The sequence below is a fragment of the Staphylococcus sp. HMSC069D12 genome (genome assembly GCF_001810405.1).
Classification (GTDB): Bacteria; Bacillota; Bacilli; order Staphylococcales; family Staphylococcaceae; genus Staphylococcus; species Staphylococcus haemolyticus.
This window is the reverse complement of record NZ_KV801132.1, coordinates 69,036-85,599: the sequence shown is the minus strand read 5'-3', so window position 1 is coordinate 85,599 and position 16,564 is coordinate 69,036. Positions and strand designations below refer to the sequence as shown.

General features: G+C 32.2%; 14 protein-coding genes. 11 read left to right on the top strand and 3 right to left on the bottom strand.

Annotated features, from left to right (window positions below):
• Positions 1 to 62: 62 nt before the first annotated feature.
• The 3 genes from tpx to HMPREF2737_RS10545 all read left to right on the top strand — a co-directional run bounded on the left by tpx (position 63) and on the right by HMPREF2737_RS10545 (position 2,915).
• A complete protein-coding gene (tpx, locus tag HMPREF2737_RS10555; RefSeq protein ID WP_011275511.1) occupies positions 63 to 557 on the top strand; it encodes a thiol peroxidase in 495 nt (164 codons plus the stop codon).
• Positions 558 to 689: 132 nt separating this feature from the next.
• Positions 690 to 1,637, top strand: coding sequence for a class I SAM-dependent methyltransferase (locus tag HMPREF2737_RS10550; protein ID WP_037536841.1), 948 nt, complete (start codon positions 690 to 692; stop codon positions 1,635 to 1,637).
• 81 nt (positions 1,638 to 1,718) lie between these two features.
• Positions 1,719 to 2,915 carry an acetate kinase gene (locus HMPREF2737_RS10545; protein WP_037551042.1) on the top strand — a complete coding sequence of 399 codons (1,197 nt, stop codon included), beginning with the start codon at positions 1,719 to 1,721 and terminating at the stop codon, positions 2,913 to 2,915.
• A gap of 148 nt (positions 2,916 to 3,063) precedes the next feature.
• Here the strand turns inward: HMPREF2737_RS10545 and HMPREF2737_RS10540 are convergent, their stop codons facing one another.
• Positions 3,064 to 3,561, bottom strand: a complete 498-nt coding sequence (locus HMPREF2737_RS10540) for a universal stress protein (RefSeq protein ID WP_037551041.1) — start codon at positions 3,559 to 3,561, stop codon at positions 3,064 to 3,066.
• 143 nt (positions 3,562 to 3,704) lie between these two features.
• Here HMPREF2737_RS10540 and ald point away from each other — a divergent pair, with 143 nt between their 5' ends.
• Positions 3,705 to 4,826: an alanine dehydrogenase gene (ald, locus tag HMPREF2737_RS10535; protein ID WP_037551040.1), complete on the top strand. Its 1,122-nt coding sequence runs from the start codon at positions 3,705 to 3,707 to the stop codon at positions 4,824 to 4,826.
• Between the two features lie 72 nt (positions 4,827 to 4,898).
• On the opposite strand, the gene HMPREF2737_RS10530 is transcribed toward ald, so the two are convergent.
• Positions 4,899 to 5,954: a M24 family metallopeptidase gene (locus tag HMPREF2737_RS10530; protein ID WP_037551039.1), complete on the bottom strand. Its 1,056-nt coding sequence runs from the start codon at positions 5,952 to 5,954 to the stop codon at positions 4,899 to 4,901.
• A 154-nt stretch (positions 5,955 to 6,108) separates the two neighbouring features.
• Here HMPREF2737_RS10530 and HMPREF2737_RS10525 point away from each other — a divergent pair, with 154 nt between their 5' ends.
• Positions 6,109 to 6,798: a metal-dependent hydrolase gene (locus HMPREF2737_RS10525; RefSeq protein ID WP_011275517.1), complete on the top strand. Its 690-nt coding sequence runs from the start codon at positions 6,109 to 6,111 to the stop codon at positions 6,796 to 6,798.
• A 121-nt stretch (positions 6,799 to 6,919) separates the two neighbouring features.
• Here the strand turns inward: HMPREF2737_RS10525 and HMPREF2737_RS10520 are convergent, their stop codons facing one another.
• Entirely contained in the window at positions 6,920 to 7,333 is a 414-nt protein-coding gene (locus HMPREF2737_RS10520) for a universal stress protein (RefSeq protein ID WP_037551038.1), read from the bottom strand.
• Between the two features lie 228 nt (positions 7,334 to 7,561).
• Between HMPREF2737_RS10520 and HMPREF2737_RS10515 the strand changes: the two genes are divergently transcribed.
• The 6 genes from HMPREF2737_RS10515 to HMPREF2737_RS10490 all read left to right on the top strand — a co-directional run bounded on the left by HMPREF2737_RS10515 (position 7,562) and on the right by HMPREF2737_RS10490 (position 16,388).
• Positions 7,562 to 8,866, top strand: a complete 1,305-nt coding sequence (locus HMPREF2737_RS10515) for a DRTGG domain-containing protein (protein ID WP_037551037.1) — start codon at positions 7,562 to 7,564, stop codon at positions 8,864 to 8,866.
• A 37-nt stretch (positions 8,867 to 8,903) separates the two neighbouring features.
• Positions 8,904 to 9,842: a DHH family phosphoesterase gene (locus HMPREF2737_RS10510; RefSeq protein WP_037551036.1), complete on the top strand. Its 939-nt coding sequence runs from the start codon at positions 8,904 to 8,906 to the stop codon at positions 9,840 to 9,842.
• Positions 9,843 to 9,863: 21 nt separating this feature from the next.
• On the top strand, positions 9,864 to 13,067 hold the full coding sequence (locus tag HMPREF2737_RS10505; protein WP_037551035.1) for a DNA polymerase III subunit alpha: 3,204 nt from the start codon (positions 9,864 to 9,866) through the stop codon (positions 13,065 to 13,067).
• A 156-nt stretch (positions 13,068 to 13,223) separates the two neighbouring features.
• A complete protein-coding gene (locus tag HMPREF2737_RS10500; RefSeq protein ID WP_037551034.1) occupies positions 13,224 to 14,453 on the top strand; it encodes an NADP-dependent malic enzyme in 1,230 nt (409 codons plus the stop codon).
• Positions 14,454 to 14,581: 128 nt separating this feature from the next.
• Positions 14,582 to 15,448: an acetyl-CoA carboxylase, carboxyltransferase subunit beta gene (gene accD, locus HMPREF2737_RS10495; protein WP_037551033.1), complete on the top strand. Its 867-nt coding sequence runs from the start codon at positions 14,582 to 14,584 to the stop codon at positions 15,446 to 15,448.
• Positions 15,441 to 16,388 carry an acetyl-CoA carboxylase carboxyltransferase subunit alpha gene (locus HMPREF2737_RS10490; RefSeq protein ID WP_037551032.1) on the top strand — a complete coding sequence of 316 codons (948 nt, stop codon included), beginning with the start codon at positions 15,441 to 15,443 and terminating at the stop codon, positions 16,386 to 16,388. Before accD ends, HMPREF2737_RS10490 begins: the two co-directional genes overlap by 8 nt.
• The last annotated feature ends 176 nt before the right edge of the window (positions 16,389 to 16,564 follow it).

Below are 16,564 nucleotides of genomic sequence, written 5' to 3'. Positions count from 1 at the left end.
AAGTTTTACGACTGTCGTATGATAGCAATATAATGATAAATACTATAGGAGGTCATTTCATCATGACACAAATTACTTTTAAAAATAATCCAATTCATTTAGCTGGTTCTGAAGTATCAGAAGGGCAACATGCTCCTGACTTTAAAGTATTAGATAACGATTTAAATGAAGTTAGTTTAGAAAATTATAAAGGTCAAAAGAAATTAATCAGCGTTGTACCTTCTATTGATACAGGTGTGTGTGACCAACAAACTCGTAAATTTAATGAAGAAGCGGCGCAAGAAGACGGTGTTGTTTTAACGATTTCTGCAGATTTACCATTTGCTCAAAAAAGATGGTGTGCATCAAATGGTTTAGACAACGTTATTACTTTAAGTGACCATAAAGACTTATCATTTGGTCAACAATATGGTGTTGTTATGGAAGAGTTAAGATTATTAGCTCGTTCTGTTTTTGTATTAGATAGCAATGACAAAGTTGTATATAAAGAATTAGTTAGTGAAGGTACTGATTTCCCTAACTTTGATGCTGCATTAGAAGCATATCGCAACATTTAATATCAATTTTTAGAAGATAGATATAACGTAAAAGTGTCCATATTTATTTCAGAAATGCTACTTTAAATTAGCGTTGATTATTTTTAAGAAATAAACCGAATGGACACTTTTTTAATGGAGAGGATTAAGTTTATGAGTGAAGAACAAACAATCATGGAAAAGCTTTTCAAAACATTAGATGAAAAAGCTAAAGCTTTAAATGAACAAAACGGTCAAAGTTTTATTGAGAATTTAGGATTAGCGATGGAAGATGTTTATAGTAATAAACGTGAATTATTGGAACAAGCCACATTACAAGATCGTAGAAAAGCATTTCAGTTCGCTTATTTAAGTTTAATGCAAGAAGAAACGATTCAAGCCAATCACCAAATAACACCCGATTCTATTGGTTTAATTCTCGGATTTTTAGTTCAAAAATTTACTGAAAACAACGAAGAATTACATGTTGTAGATATCGCTAGTGGTGCAGGCCATTTAAGTGCATCTGTTAATGAAGTGCTTAAGGATACTACAATTATGCATCATCTTATTGAAGTTGATCCGGTACTTTCAAGAGTTAGTGTACATTTAGCAAATTTCTTGGAGATACCGTTTGATGTTTATCCTCAGGATGCAATTATGCCGTTACCATTAGAAGAAGCGGATATTGTTATTGGTGATTTACCGATAGGATATTATCCTCTAGATGAACGAAGTCATGAAATGCAATTAGGTTTTAAAGAAGGGCATAGCTATTCTCACTATTTACTAATTGAACAAGCAATTACTGCCTTGAAACAATCTGGTTTCGCATTTTTAGTAGTTCCAAGTAATATTTTTGAAGATGACAATGTAAAACAGTTGGAAAATTTCATTGCTACAGAAACAGAAATGCAAGCATTTCTAAATTTACCTAAGACGCTATTTAAGAACGAAAATGCGCGTAAATCAATATTGATTTTACAAAAGAAAAAATCGAATGAGACTAAGCCAGTTGAAGTGTTATTAGCAAATATTCCTGATTTTAAAAATCCTAATCAATTCCAAGGATTTATTGGTGAATTAAATACTTGGATGAAAGACAATCATCCTCAAAAATAAACTGTGATATTCTTGAATTATGGCTGTATTAATGGTTAAATAAATATGGATATTAATTAATAAATTGGAGGACAATAATATATGTCTAGTTTAGTTTTAGCGATTAACGCTGGTAGTTCTTCTTTAAAATTCCAACTAATAAGAATGCCTGAAGAAACTCTAGTAACAAAAGGTTTAATCGAACGTATCGGTATTAAAGATTCAATCTTCACAATTGAAGTGAATGGTGAAAAAATTAAAGATGTTAAAGATATCAAGGATCATGAAGAAGCAATTAACATCATGTTAGACAGTTTCAAACAACATGGCATCATTGATGACATTAATGATATTGTTGGTACAGGACATCGTGTCGTGCACGGTGGTGAGTTATTCCCAACGTCAGCATTAGTTACAGATAAAGTGGAAGAACAAATTGAGTCATTAAGTGAATTAGCACCATTACATAACCCTGCTAACTTAATGGGTATCCGTGCATTCAGAAAATTATTACCAAACATTCCTCATGTAGCAGTGTTTGATACTTCATTCCACCAATCAATGCCAGAACAATCATATTTATATAGCTTACCTTACCAATACTATAAAGATTATGGTATTCGCAAATATGGTTTCCATGGTACAAGTCACAAATATGTATCACAACGTGCTGCTGAAATCATGAATAAACCAATTGAAGAGTTACGTATTATCTCTTGTCATATTGGTAATGGTGCATCAATTGCTGCCATCGATGGTGGTGAATCAATCGATACATCAATGGGATTCACTCCATTAGCGGGTGTTACAATGGGGACACGTTCAGGTAATATCGACCCTGCATTAATTCCTTTCATTATGCAAAAGACTGGTCAAAACGCCGAAGAAGTTCTTAATGTGTTAAACAAAGAATCAGGTCTACTTGGTATTTCAGGTACATCAAGTGACTTACGTGACCTTGAAAGTGATGCAGAAGAAGGTAAAGAACGTGCACAATTAGCACTAGACGTATTTGCTTCAAGAATTCATAAATATATTGGTTCTTATGCTACAAGAATGCATGGTGTGGATGTCATTGTATTTACAGCTGGTGTAGGAGAAAACTCTTCAACAGTTCGTGCTAAAGTATTAGAAGGCTTAGAATTCATGGGCATCTATTGGGATCCTAAGAAAAATGAAGCAATGCGTGGTGAAGAAGGATTTATCAATTACCCACACTCACCAGTTAAAGTTATTGTTATTCCAACAAATGAAGAAGTTATGATTGCTAGAGATACAGTTAAATTTGGCGAATTATAATTTATTAATACTGATAACATGCATTGTAATTAGACAATGTATGTTATCTTTTTTAAATAAAATTGTGACAAATAAATAATGACGATAAAGTCAAAGACCTTATCGCCATATTAAACTCACTTTGTAAATGAATAATTAGATATAACTTTTATGAATATTGTTTTCTAAATTCTGGCGTTGCAACTTCAGGTTGGAAATCTTCAGGGATTTCTTCTGTACGTACTACTAATACATCACATGGTGCGTGACGTACAATTGCTTCAGATACAGAACCGACAATAAATCTTTCAACAGCATTTAAACCTGAAGTACCACACATAATTAAATCTACACCTAATTCACTTGCTAACCTTTTAGGTATAATTGCTTTAGGAGAACCAAATTCTAAACGAGTTTCAACGTTAGTAACTCCAGCACGTGTTGCAACTTCTTGATAACCTTTTAACAATTCTTCAGAGAAACTTCTAGACTTCTCAGTGAATTGTGCATCGTATACTTCATAAGAAGAATACGTTCTTGAATCGATAATGTTCACTATAGTTAATTTAGCGTCATTACGTTTAGCTACGTCTACTGCTTTGTTGAAAGCCCACTCAGCTTCGTGTGAACCATCAACTGCGATTAAAATGTTTTTGTATGTTAACATCTTAATAACCCCCTTAGCTTTTCTTACTTATATATTACCACAAATTTCAGAATTTTTACTCTTTATATTTTAACAATAATGTGTACTTTTTCTGATTGCGCTTTCATTGGTTTAGCGTTACGATAGTGATGGAGGTGGATGGAATGAAAATTGGTATTCCAAAAGAGATAAAAAATAACGAAAACAGAGTTGGTTTGTCACCAAGTGGTGTACATGCATTAGTTGAGCAAGGACATACAGTACTTGTTGAGAAAGATGCTGGTTTAGGTTCATTCTTTGAAGATAAAGATTACAAAGATGCAGGTGCTAACATTGTATCTGAACAGTCATCTGTTTGGGATGTAGAAATGGTTATTAAAGTTAAAGAACCATTGGAAGAAGAGTATAAATATTTCAAAGAAGGACTCATCTTATTTACATACCTACATCTAGCTAATGAAGAAAAATTAACTCAAGCGTTAGTTGAAAATAAAGTCGTAGGTATTGCCTATGAAACGGTTCAATTACCTGACCGTTCATTACCATTATTAACACCAATGAGTGAAGTTGCTGGACGTATGTCTGCTCAAGTTGGCTCACAATTCCTACAAAAATTTAACGGTGGAATGGGTATTTTACTTGGAGGCGTTCCTGGAGTACCAAAAGGTAAAGTATCTATCATCGGTGGCGGTCAAGCTGGTACAAATGCGGCTAAAATCGCACTAGGTTTAGGTGCTAATGTTACAATCTTAGATGTAAACCCTAAACGATTAGCTGAATTAGATGATTTATTTGATGGCCGTGTGAACACAATTATGTCTAACCCATTAAATATTGAAAATGCAGTAAAAGAAAGTGATTTAGTTATTGGTGCCGTATTAATCCCTGGTGCAAAAGCACCTAGCTTGGTAACTGAAGATATGATTAAACAAATGAAAGATGGTTCAGTGATTGTTGATATTGCTATTGACCAAGGTGGTATTTTTGAGACTACAGATAAAATTACGACACACGATGATCCAACATATGTAAAACATGGTGTTGTTCACTATGCAGTTGCGAATATGCCAGGTGCAGTACCTCGTACATCTACAATTGCATTAAATAATGCAACATTACCTTATGCGCAATTATTAGCTAGTAAGGGTTACCGTGAAGCATTTAAAGCTAACCACGCATTATCTTTAGGTTTAAATACGTACAAAGGTTATGTAACTCACAAAGGAGTAGCTGAAGCGTTCGGTTTAGAATATACGTCTGTTGAAGATGCATTAAAAGAAGATTAATAATTGATTTAATATAAAAAATCCAGTTGAGTACATAGTTTTTTACTATTAACTCAACTGGATTTTTAATTTTTATTTATCATAGTTTGTTAGTATTTCATAACCATTTTCAGTTACTAAAATATCATCTTCAATACGTACGCCAGCAACATTAGGTACATATATACCAGGTTCTATCGTAATAACCATCCCTGCTTCAAGTAGGTTTGAATTTGTACTTGAAACATCTTGATATTCATGCTCTTCTAAACCAAGGCCATGTCCTAATCTGTGAGGGAAATAATCACCATATCCAGCATCACTTATAATGTTTCTAGCGATTTTATCAATATCTTGTAAAGGAACGCCCGCTTTAATTGCCTCAATAGCATTGGTTTCTGCTTCTAAAACAATATTATAAATTGTTTGAGCTTCTTCAGAAGGGGTTCCGAATTTTACTGTACGTGTCATATCGCTACAATAATGATTATATATAACCCCTAAATCAAATAATACATATTCATCTTTAACAAGTTTTCTTTCTCCTGGAGTTCCGTGAGGTGATGCTGCGTGATCTCCAAATAATACCATTGTGTCAAAACTCATCTCACTAACACCAAATTTTTTGATTTCATTTTCAATATGATTGACTACTTCCCGTTCTGTTACACCGACTTTAAGGAATTCGGTACCAATTTCGATGCATTTGTCAGCGAGCTTTGCCGCTTCGCGAATATTTGCAATTTCGGATTCATTTTTAATATTACGTAATTCTTTAATTGTTTGATCAATATCTCCATAGTGCTGAACACCAAAGTTTTGAGTTAACTCGCGTTGACGTTTTACTGTTAAGTGTTCGCTTTCAATCAATAACTTATTAAAAGATGAAGGGTCAATTTCAAATGGATTCTCAGTATCTAGGTAACCAATGATTTTTCCTTTAAATGGAGAATTCTTAACTTCTTCAACTTCCATCTTTGGACAATATAAGGTTTGATCTCCATTTGCTGTAATTAATAGTGCAAATAATCTCTCGTGAGGTTCGCTTCTATATCCAGTGAAGTAGAATACATTGAGAGGAGTTGTTATCCATGCAGCGTCAGCTTGTTCATGTTGTAATTGTTTAGTTATTTTTTCGATTTTACTCATTCAATCATCTCCATTAAGTATTTATGTTAATTTTACGTCTAATCAGCTTAGAATTCAAAATTATTTAATACGATAAGCGATTATTTTAGTTTCATGTTATATCTTTTACGGCTAGGGTATAATTATAGTAATCAAGCAATAGGAGGCTATAATTATGAAACTTTCTTTTCATGGGCAATCAACGATTTATTTTGAGGGTAATGGTAAAAAAGTAATTGTAGATCCATTTATTTCCGGTAATGACAAATGTGATTTAGATGAACAAACATTAGATGTAGACTATATTATTTTAACTCATGGTCATGCTGATCACTTTGGCGATGTAGTTGAGTTAGCAAATCGTAATCACGCAACTGTTATAGGTTCTGCTGAATTACAAGGGTATTTAAGTACTTATCACGGTGTAGAAGATGTTCATGGTATGAATATCGGTGGCAAAGCTAAATTTGATTTTGGTAGCGTTAAATATGTTCAAGCTTTCCATAGTTCAAGTTTCACACATGAAGATGGTATCCCTGTTTACTTAGGCATGCCAATGGGACTTATATTAGAAGTTGAAGGTAAAACGATTTATCACATGGGTGATACAGGATTGTTTAGTGATATGAAATTAATTGCTGAAAGACACCCTGTTGATGTATGTTTTGTTCCAATTGGTGATAACTTTACTATGGGTATTGATGATGCAAGTTATGCAATTAATGAATTTGTTAAACCTAAGATTTCGGTTCCAGTTCATTACAATACTTTCCCTTTAATTGAACAAGATCCACAACAATTTAAGGATGCAGTGCATGAAGGTGAAGTACAAATATTAGAACCTGGTGAGTCTGTATCATTTTAATAAATGTAAATATAAATGAAGTAATTGATTAGTTTAATGAAATTAATAAGCACAAAGGTGATTTATACATGAACAATCATCTTTGTGCTTTTATTTTGACGCATCTTTTGAATTTTACTAACTATTTTACAATCAATACAGGGATAGTAGCACGTTTAGCTACTTTGTGACTTACGCTGCCTAATACGAATTTTTTCTGAGATTCAGCTTTACGGTTACTTAAAACGACGATTTCATATTTACCACTATTAGCGTGTTTCACTAATTCGTCCTTAGGGTTACCACGCACAATGATTTGATCATAATCAATTCCGTAGTCTTCTAGAGTAGTTCGTGTTTTTTCTAGCAAATGACTACGTTTTTCAGTTAATTCATTAATATGCGTACCAGCTTTAATTGATGCTTGTGCGTCCTGTTCACCAATCGCATTTAAAATAGTTACTACGGTATCTGGACCTGCTAATTTTGATACTTCCTTCAACGCTTTCTCATTTTTTAATTGAGTATCTACACCTAATAAAATATTTTTATACATAGGTCATCCCTCCTCATAAACAATTATATATAAAATATTTTAATTTTACCAATGTATATAATTAAAATAATTAAAGATTTAATTAACATAACTTGATTTATTAATTAATAAAAAATCAAACTGATGAAGCGTTTTTAAAACTAATTAATTTACATTTTCTAAATCGATTTTTTATAATTAAAAAGTTATAATAAATAAAACACTGTACATTATAAAGAGGTATTATCAATGACTAAACATGAACAAATCATAGCATACATAGAATCGTTAAATGTTGGCCAAAAAATTTCTGTTAGGAAAGTTGCCAAAGTAATGAAAGTATCTGAGGGGACGGCATATAGAGCTATAAAAGATGCCGGACAACTTGGATTAGTAACTACCATTGATAGAGTAGGTACAGTACGTATTGATAAAAAGAATCGCGAGGAGATTGAGAACCTTACATTTAAAGAAATTTTAAAAATCATTGATGGAGATATCATTGGTGGCAAAAATGGATTAACAAAAAGTGTTTCAAAATTTGCGATAGGTGCAATGGAACTAAAAGATGTGGTTAAATATTTAAGTCATCATACATTGTTAATCGTAGGTAATAGGCCTGATGTTCAGTTAGAAGCGCTAAAAAGAGGTAGTGGCGTACTTATTACTGGAGGTTTTAAAACAACACAAAAAATTATAGATTATGCTAATAATCATGAGTTACCAATCCTGTCTTCAAATTATGATACATTTCTTGTAGCCAATATTATTAATAGAGCAATGTATAATCAAATGATTAGAAAAGAAATTTTAATAGTTGAAGATATAGTGAAACCAATTAATGATATGACGGTTATTTTTGATGAAATGGGTATTGAAGATTATAAATCACGTGCCAAAGTTACAGGTCATTCAAGGTTTCCAGTCGTAGATAAAGATTGGCGATTAGTTGGAATCGTTACGAGTAAGGAAGTCATTCAAATGAATTCGGATGATATCATTGCTAAAGTAATGACGAAACGTCCTATCAATGTTGAATTAAATACAACGGTAGCGAGTTGTGCTCACATTATGATTTGGGAAGGAATTGAGATATTACCCGTAACTCAGAATAAAAGAGCAATAGGTGTAATAACGAGAGATGACGTATTAAAAGCGATGCAACTTATTGGCAGACAACCTCAAATAGGTGAGACGATTAATGATCAAATAGCGAAACATATTACGATTTCACAAAGTGATATTTCGGTTGAGGTTTCTCCGTTATTAACCAATCAATATGGCACATTAAGTAAGGCTGTATTTGTCGCTATTATTGAAGAAACAATAAAGCATGAATTGCGAAAATATAAAAAGGTAGATGTTATGATTGAAAGTTTAAATATCATCTATATTAAAACTGTGCCAATTGAAGCATCAATTAGAGTTCAATATGACATGCTCGATGTTGGAAGGAACTTTGCTAAATTGGAAGTCGCGATGGTAAGTGGTAATGAAAAAGTCGCAAATGCAATGATAATTTGTCAGATGTTTGAGGATATGCAAAGTATTTAATTTTAAAGTAATAAATCTAATTTAAGGAGATTTAACAATGGTAGAAATTTTTAATGAAATCATGCAAAGAGTTAAAGAGGCAGAAACAATTATTATTCATAGACATGTGAGACCTGATCCAGATGCTTATGGCTCACAACTTGGATTAAAGTTATATCTTGAACGAAAATTCCCTAAAAAAAATGTCTATGCTGCAGGTGAAGCTGAACCATCATTATCATTTATAGGAGACTTAGATGAAATTGATGACAGTGTATATGGTGATGCACTTGTAATTGTATGTGATACTGCAAATGCACCACGTATTGATGATCAAAGATATCTAAATGGACAGTCATTAATTAAAATAGATCATCATCCTGCTACTGATCAATACGGTGATGTAAATTTTGTTAATACTGAAGCATCTTCTACAAGTGAAATTATATTTGATTTCATCGTACATTTTAATGATCTAAGTATAATTGATGAACATGTAGCTCGAGTATTGTACCTAGGTATTGTTGGAGACACAGGGCGATTCTTATTTAGTAATACATCACCCCATACAATGGAAGTTGCTAGTCAATTATTGGCATATCCATTCAATCATAATGCTGAATTAAATAAAATGTCCGAAAAAGATCCTAAGTTAATGCCTTTCCAAGGATATATTTTACAAAATTTTGAACTATCAGATTCACATGAATATTGTCAAATTAAAATAACTAATGATGTTTTAAAGCAGTTTGACATTCAGCCTAATGAAGCTTCTCAATTTGTAAATACAGTTGCGGATATTAGCGGTTTAAAAATATGGATGTTTGGTGTAGATGAGGGAGATCAAATTAGATGTCGTATTCGATCTAAAGGGATCACTATTAATGATGTCGCTAATCAATTTGGTGGGGGAGGCCACCCAAATGCATCAGGTGTGTCAGTCTATAGTTGGGATGAATTTGAAGAATTAGCACAAGCTTTACGTCAGAAATTATAAATTTAAGAAAGGAAGTCATTCATGGTTGCTCATTTAAATCTTCATACAGCATATGATTTATTAAATTCTAGTTTGAGAATCGATGATGTAGTTAAAAAAGCACAACATAATCATTATGATACATTAGCGATTACAGATACTAATGTCTTATATGGCTTCCCTAAATTTTATGATGCTTGTATTAAAGCCAATATTAAACCAATTTTTGGAATGACAGTTAACGTTACGGATGGTTTGTATTCAATTGAGACTGTGGTTTTAGCTATAAATAATGATGGCTTAAGATCACTATTTCAACTCTCTTCTGCAATTAAAATGAAGCAAAAAGACGTTATATCAGTTGAGTGGTTAAAAAAGTATTCAACAAATATTGCAATCATATTTAAGCAAGCAAATCAATCTCATTATTCTATAGTTGAACAATTTCAAAACCATCAAAATATATTTATAAATCATTCAAGCAACTTAGCATTTTATAATAATATAAAAGTAGTTTGGTTTGAAAATGCACGATACTTAAATCAAGAAGATGTTGAGACGATTCCAGCACTTGAAGCAATTAAAAATAATACTAAGATAGATTTGGTTAATGATACTGAAGATATTGGGGAACATTTTCCTAATCAAAATGAATTAGAAACATTAAATATAGACAGAGAAGTATGGAATAATACACTTGAACTAGCTAGTTTATGTAGTGCAAGCTTAGAATATCATCAAAATTTACTACCTAAATTCGATGCACCATCAGGTAGTTCCTCAAAAGAGTATTTATGGTCACAACTCCAATCAAGTTTAAAGAAGATGAAATTAAATCATGATGAACGCTATAAAAAAAGATTAGAACATGAATATCGCGTTATAACTGAAATGGGCTTTGAAGACTATTTTTTAATTGTAAGTGATTTAATTCACTACGCTAAAACACATAATGTTATGGTTGGTCCTGGGCGGGGATCCTCAGCTGGTTCATTAGTTAGCTTCCTACTCGGCATTACTACAATAGATCCAATTAGATTTAATCTATTATTTGAACGTTTTTTAAATCCTGAACGTGTAACAATGCCAGATATAGATATTGATTTTGAAGACACGCGTAGGGAAAGAGTCATTCAATACGTTCAAGACAAATATGGAAAACATCGTGTTTCGGGTATTGTCACATTCGGACATTTATTGGCTAGGGCCGTTGCAAGAGATGTTGGTCGCATAATTGGATTTGATGATAAAACTTTAAATGAAATTTCTAAGTTAATACCTCATCAACTTGGTATAACTTTAGATAAGGCATATGAGGATGAGCAATTTAAGCAATTTGTACATAGAAATCATCGACATGAAAAGTGGTTTGAATTAAGTAAGAAATTAGAAGGCTTACCTAGACATACTTCAACACATGCAGCAGGTATTATTATTAACGATCAACCTCTATATAATTATGCACCACTAACATTGGGCGATACTGGTTTATTGACGCAATGGACGATGACAGAAGCAGAGCGAATTGGTCTACTTAAGATTGACTTTTTGGGGTTAAGAAATTTATCTATCATACATCAAATTATCACTCAAGTAAAAAAAGATTTAAATATTACTATAGAGATTGAAGAGATACCGTTTAATGATGTAGAGGTATTTAAGTTATTATCTAGAGGAGATACAACTGGAATCTTCCAACTTGAATCCGAAGGTGTAAGAAAAGTATTAAAACGACTTCAGCCTGAACATTTTGAAGATATCGTTGCGGTTACGTCTTTATATAGACCAGGACCTATGGAAGAAATTCCAACTTATATTTCACGAAGACATAACGAAAGTGAAATTAAATACTTACATCCTGATTTAGAACCCATACTTAAAAATACGTATGGTGTAATAATCTATCAAGAACAAATTATGCAAATCGCTAGTCAATTTGCTAGCTTTAATTATGGACAAGCAGATATTCTACGTCGTGCCATGAGTAAAAAGAATAGAGCAGTTTTAGAAAGTGAAAGACAACATTTTGTCGAAGGTGCGATAAAAAATAAATATGATGAGAAGATAAGTAAACAAATATTTGATTTAATTCTAAAGTTTGCTGACTATGGATTTCCTAGAGCACATGCGGTAAGTTATTCAAAAATTGCATATATCATGGCATATTTGAAGGTTCACTATCCTAATTATTTTTATGCTAATATTTTAAGTAATGTCGTTGGTAATGAATCTAAAACAGCGGCCATAATTGATGAAGCTAAAAATCAAAAATTGAAAATTTTGCCTCCTAATATTAATGAAAGCCATTGGTATTATAGAGCAACTAAATCAAATATTTATCTATCCTTAGGTGCTATTAAAGGGGTTGGTTATCAGAGCGTTAAATCAATTGTTGATGAAAGGTATCAAAATGGTAAGTATAAAGATTTCTTTGATTTTACTAGACGAATACCAAATCGCGTAAAGACTAGAAAATTACTTGAATCATTAATATTGGTAGGCGCTTTTGATACTTTTGGAAAAACACGTTCAACTTTATTAAGTTCTATTGATCAAGTTTTAGATGAAGTATCAAATGTAGAACAAAACGATTTATTAATGAATATTTTGACACCTAAACAATCTTACACTGATAAAGATGAATTTAGTGATCAAATGATTAGTAGTTATGAAATGGAATACTTGGGATTTTATGTTTCTAATCATCCAGTCGAAAAGCAATTTAATAAAAAGCAATATTTAGGTATTTATACACTAAGTAATGTTGTAAATCACAAACCTATTTTGGTTCAAGTAGATCAAATCAAACAAATAAGGACCAAGAATGGTCAAAATATGGCATTTTTAGTTCTAAATGATGGGCGACATACGATGGATGCAGTTTTATTTCCAGATAAATTCAAACGGTATGAAACTCAATTAAATGAGAGAGAAATGTATATTGTTTGGGGGGAATTTGAAAAGAGAAAACAACAATTGCAGCTCATTTTAAATCAAATGGATTCAGTTGACCATTTTGAAGTAACTAAAATGAATGGGGCATCTCAAATTATTTTAAGAAACATTCATAACTTAGATGAAATTAAACAAATTCTTAGTGATCATAAAAACAACCATATGATTAAAGTGAATATATATAATGAACAAACTGGAGAACTTGATTATTTGGGTAGTATGGATAAAACATCGAATGAAATTAAAAACTTTGTTGAGGCTTTTGATCCAAAAGATATAAGAATTTTATAACTTTTATGTATAAAAAAATTATGATATAGTAAACTGATGATTTATAAAATAAAGTCATCAGTTTATTTTATCTTAAAAAATTTTAAATGCAGAGAATATATATTCATTATACTGATGAGCTTTCGATATTTTAGTAAATAAACAGGGGTTGATTTAATGTCTTTAAGAGATGATGCATTACAAATGCATAAAGAAAATCAAGGTAAGTTGGAAATTACACCTAATATCAAAGTTACTAATAAAGAAGAATTAAGTTTAGCCTATTCACCAGGCGTAGCAGAACCGTGTAAAGAAATACATGAAGATCCAAGAACTGTATATGATTACACGATTAAAAAAAACACTGTGGCTGTTGTTACTGATGGCACTGCAGTTTTAGGTTTAGGTAATATAGGTGCCTCAGCTAGTATTCCTGTTATGGAAGGTAAAGCTGTTCTTTTTAAAAGTTTTGCAGGTATAAACGGTGTACCTATCGCTTTAGATACTAAAGATACAGAAGAAATTATTAGAACAGTTAAATTAATTTCACCTAATTATGGAGGAATTAATCTAGAAGATATTTCAGCACCAAGATGTTTTGAAATAGAAGATCGTCTTAAAAAAGAAACTAATATTCCAGTTTTCCATGATGATCAACATGGTACAGCGATTGTTACTATGGCTGGTTTAATCAATGCACTAAGAATTGTTGATAAAGATTTATCTGATATTAAAGTTGTGTTAAATGGTGCAGGGGCAGCAGGTATTGCAATTGTTAAATTATTAGATTCTTACGGTGTCAGAAATATGATAATGTGCGATTCAAGAGGTGCTATTTTTGAAGGTCGACCTTATGGTATGAATGACACTAAGGATTATGTAGCTAAATTCACAAACAAAGACAAAATTGAAGGTTCATTACAAGATGTAATTAAAGATGCTGATGTATTTATAGGTGTTTCAGTTGCTAACTTACTAACAAAAGACATGGTTAAATCAATGGCGGATGATGCAATCATCTTTGCAATGGCTAACCCAGATCCAGAAATCAAGCCCAATGATGCTAAAGAAGCAGGAGCTAAAGTTGTAGGAACAGGTCGTTCAGATTTTCCGAACCAAATTAATAATGTACTTGCGTTCCCAGGTATTTTTAGAGGTGCATTAGACACTGAATCAACACATATAAATGAAGATATGAAGAAAGCGGCAGTTGAAGCGATTGCTAATCTTATAGATGAAGATGAGTTGAATCCGGATTATTGTATTCCTGGTCCTTTCGATAAAAGGGTAGCTCCTTCAGTTGCACGTGAAGTTGCAAAAGCAGCAATGGAAACTGGCGTGGCAAGAATTGAAGTGAATCCTCAAAAAGTTTATGATAAAACAATGCAATTAACAGACTTGAAATAACCTAGAATTGCAACAATTTTAATAAAAAACAAAGACATGTATTATTTCTAACTCATACTTTATGTTCGATCATATATTAAATTGATATGTAATAAATTAAGGTTGTATGGTTAGGTGGAGGTTTACGAATGTTTAAAGACTTTTTTAATCGTAGTAGTAAAAAGCGAAAATATTTAACAGTTCAAGATTCAAAACAAAATGAAGTACCAGCAGGTATTATGACTAAATGTCCAAAATGCAAAAAAATAATGTATACAAAAGAATTAAATGAGAATTTAAATGTATGTTTTAATTGTGATCACCATATTGCATTACCTGCATATAAGAGAATTGAAGCAATCACTGATGAAAATAGTTTCGTTGAATTTGATAAAGGAATGACATCAGCAAATCCTTTAGACTTTCCTGGCTATCAAGAAAAAATTGAAAAAGACCAACAAAAAACTGATTTAAGCGAAGCGGTTGTAACCGGTACTGCCAAACTAGATGGTGTTCAATTTGGTGTAGCTGTTATGGATGCTAGATTTAGAATGGGAAGTATGGGATCAGTTGTTGGTGAGAAAATATGTCGAATTATTGATTATGCAACAGAACATAGACTACCATTCATATTATTTTCTGCAAGTGGTGGTGCTAGGATGCAAGAGGGTATTATTTCATTGATGCAAATGGGTAAAACGAGTGTTTCACTGAAACGTCACTCAGATGCCGGATTATTATATATTTCTTATCTTACGCATCCAACAACTGGTGGTGTTTCTGCTAGTTTTGCATCTGTTGGGGATATCAATTTAAGTGAACCAAAAGCCTTAATTGGATTTGCTGGTCGACGTGTTATTGAGCAAACTATTAATGAGAAACTTCCAGATGATTTCCAAACTGCAGAGTTTCTTCTTGAGCATGGTCAACTTGATAAAGTTGTTCACCGTAAAGAGATGAAAGAAACACTTGCTCAATTATTAAAATTGCACCAAGAGGTGAATAAAGATGCTTGATTTTGAAAAACCACTTTTTGAAATAAAAAATAAAATTGAATCTCTTAAGCAATCTCAAGGAAAAAATGATGTAGATTTACAAGATGAAATTGATTTACTTGAAGCATCACTTGAAAGAGAAACCAAAAAAATATATACCAATCTTAAGCCTTGGGATAGAGTGCAAATTGCTCGTCTCCAAGAACGACCTACGACTTTAGACTATATTCCATATATCTTCGATTCATTTATTGAATTACATGGAGATCGTAATTTTAGAGATGACCCTGCAATGATTGGTGGAATTGGGTATTTAAACGGTACCCCTGTTACAGTTATAGGCCAACAAAGAGGTAAAGATACTAAGGATAATATATATCGAAACTTTGGTATGGCGCATCCTGAAGGTTATCGTAAAGCATTGAGATTAATGAAACAAGCTGAGAAATTTAATAGACCTATTTTTACTTTCATTGATACTAAAGGTGCTTATCCAGGTAAAGCTGCTGAAGAACGCGGACAAAGTGAATCTATTGCTAGAAACTTAGTTGAGATGGCATCTCTAACAGTGCCAGTGATAGCTATCGTTATCGGCGAAGGTGGTAGTGGTGGTGCACTAGGAATTGGTATAGCCAATCGAATTATGATGCTTGAAAACAGTACGTATTCTGTTATTTCCCCAGAGGGAGCAGCGGCACTGTTATGGAAAGATAGCTCATTAGCAAAAATGGCTGCCGAAACTATGAAAATTACTGCAAAAGATTTACATCATTTAAACGTTATTGATAGTGTGATTGACGAACCTTTAGGTGGTGCACACAATAATATAGAACAACAAGCTATTGATATTAAGCAAGCATTCGTAAATCATTTAGAACAACTTCAACAACAAAGTGCTGATGAATTAGTTGAAGATAGATTTAATAAGTTTAGAAATATCGGTGCTTTTATTGAAAAATAGCTGGGCTGGTACATATACAAATTAATATTTAAAACTACTTTGAAAAACACAGTTGCAAATTAAGTTATGAAGGAACCTTTATTATATTTTTCTAGCTGTAGTTTTCCTTATAAGGGTGAAACAATTGATTCTTGGTGAATATTGTTCACCCCTTTTTTATTTCGAAAGGAAAAATT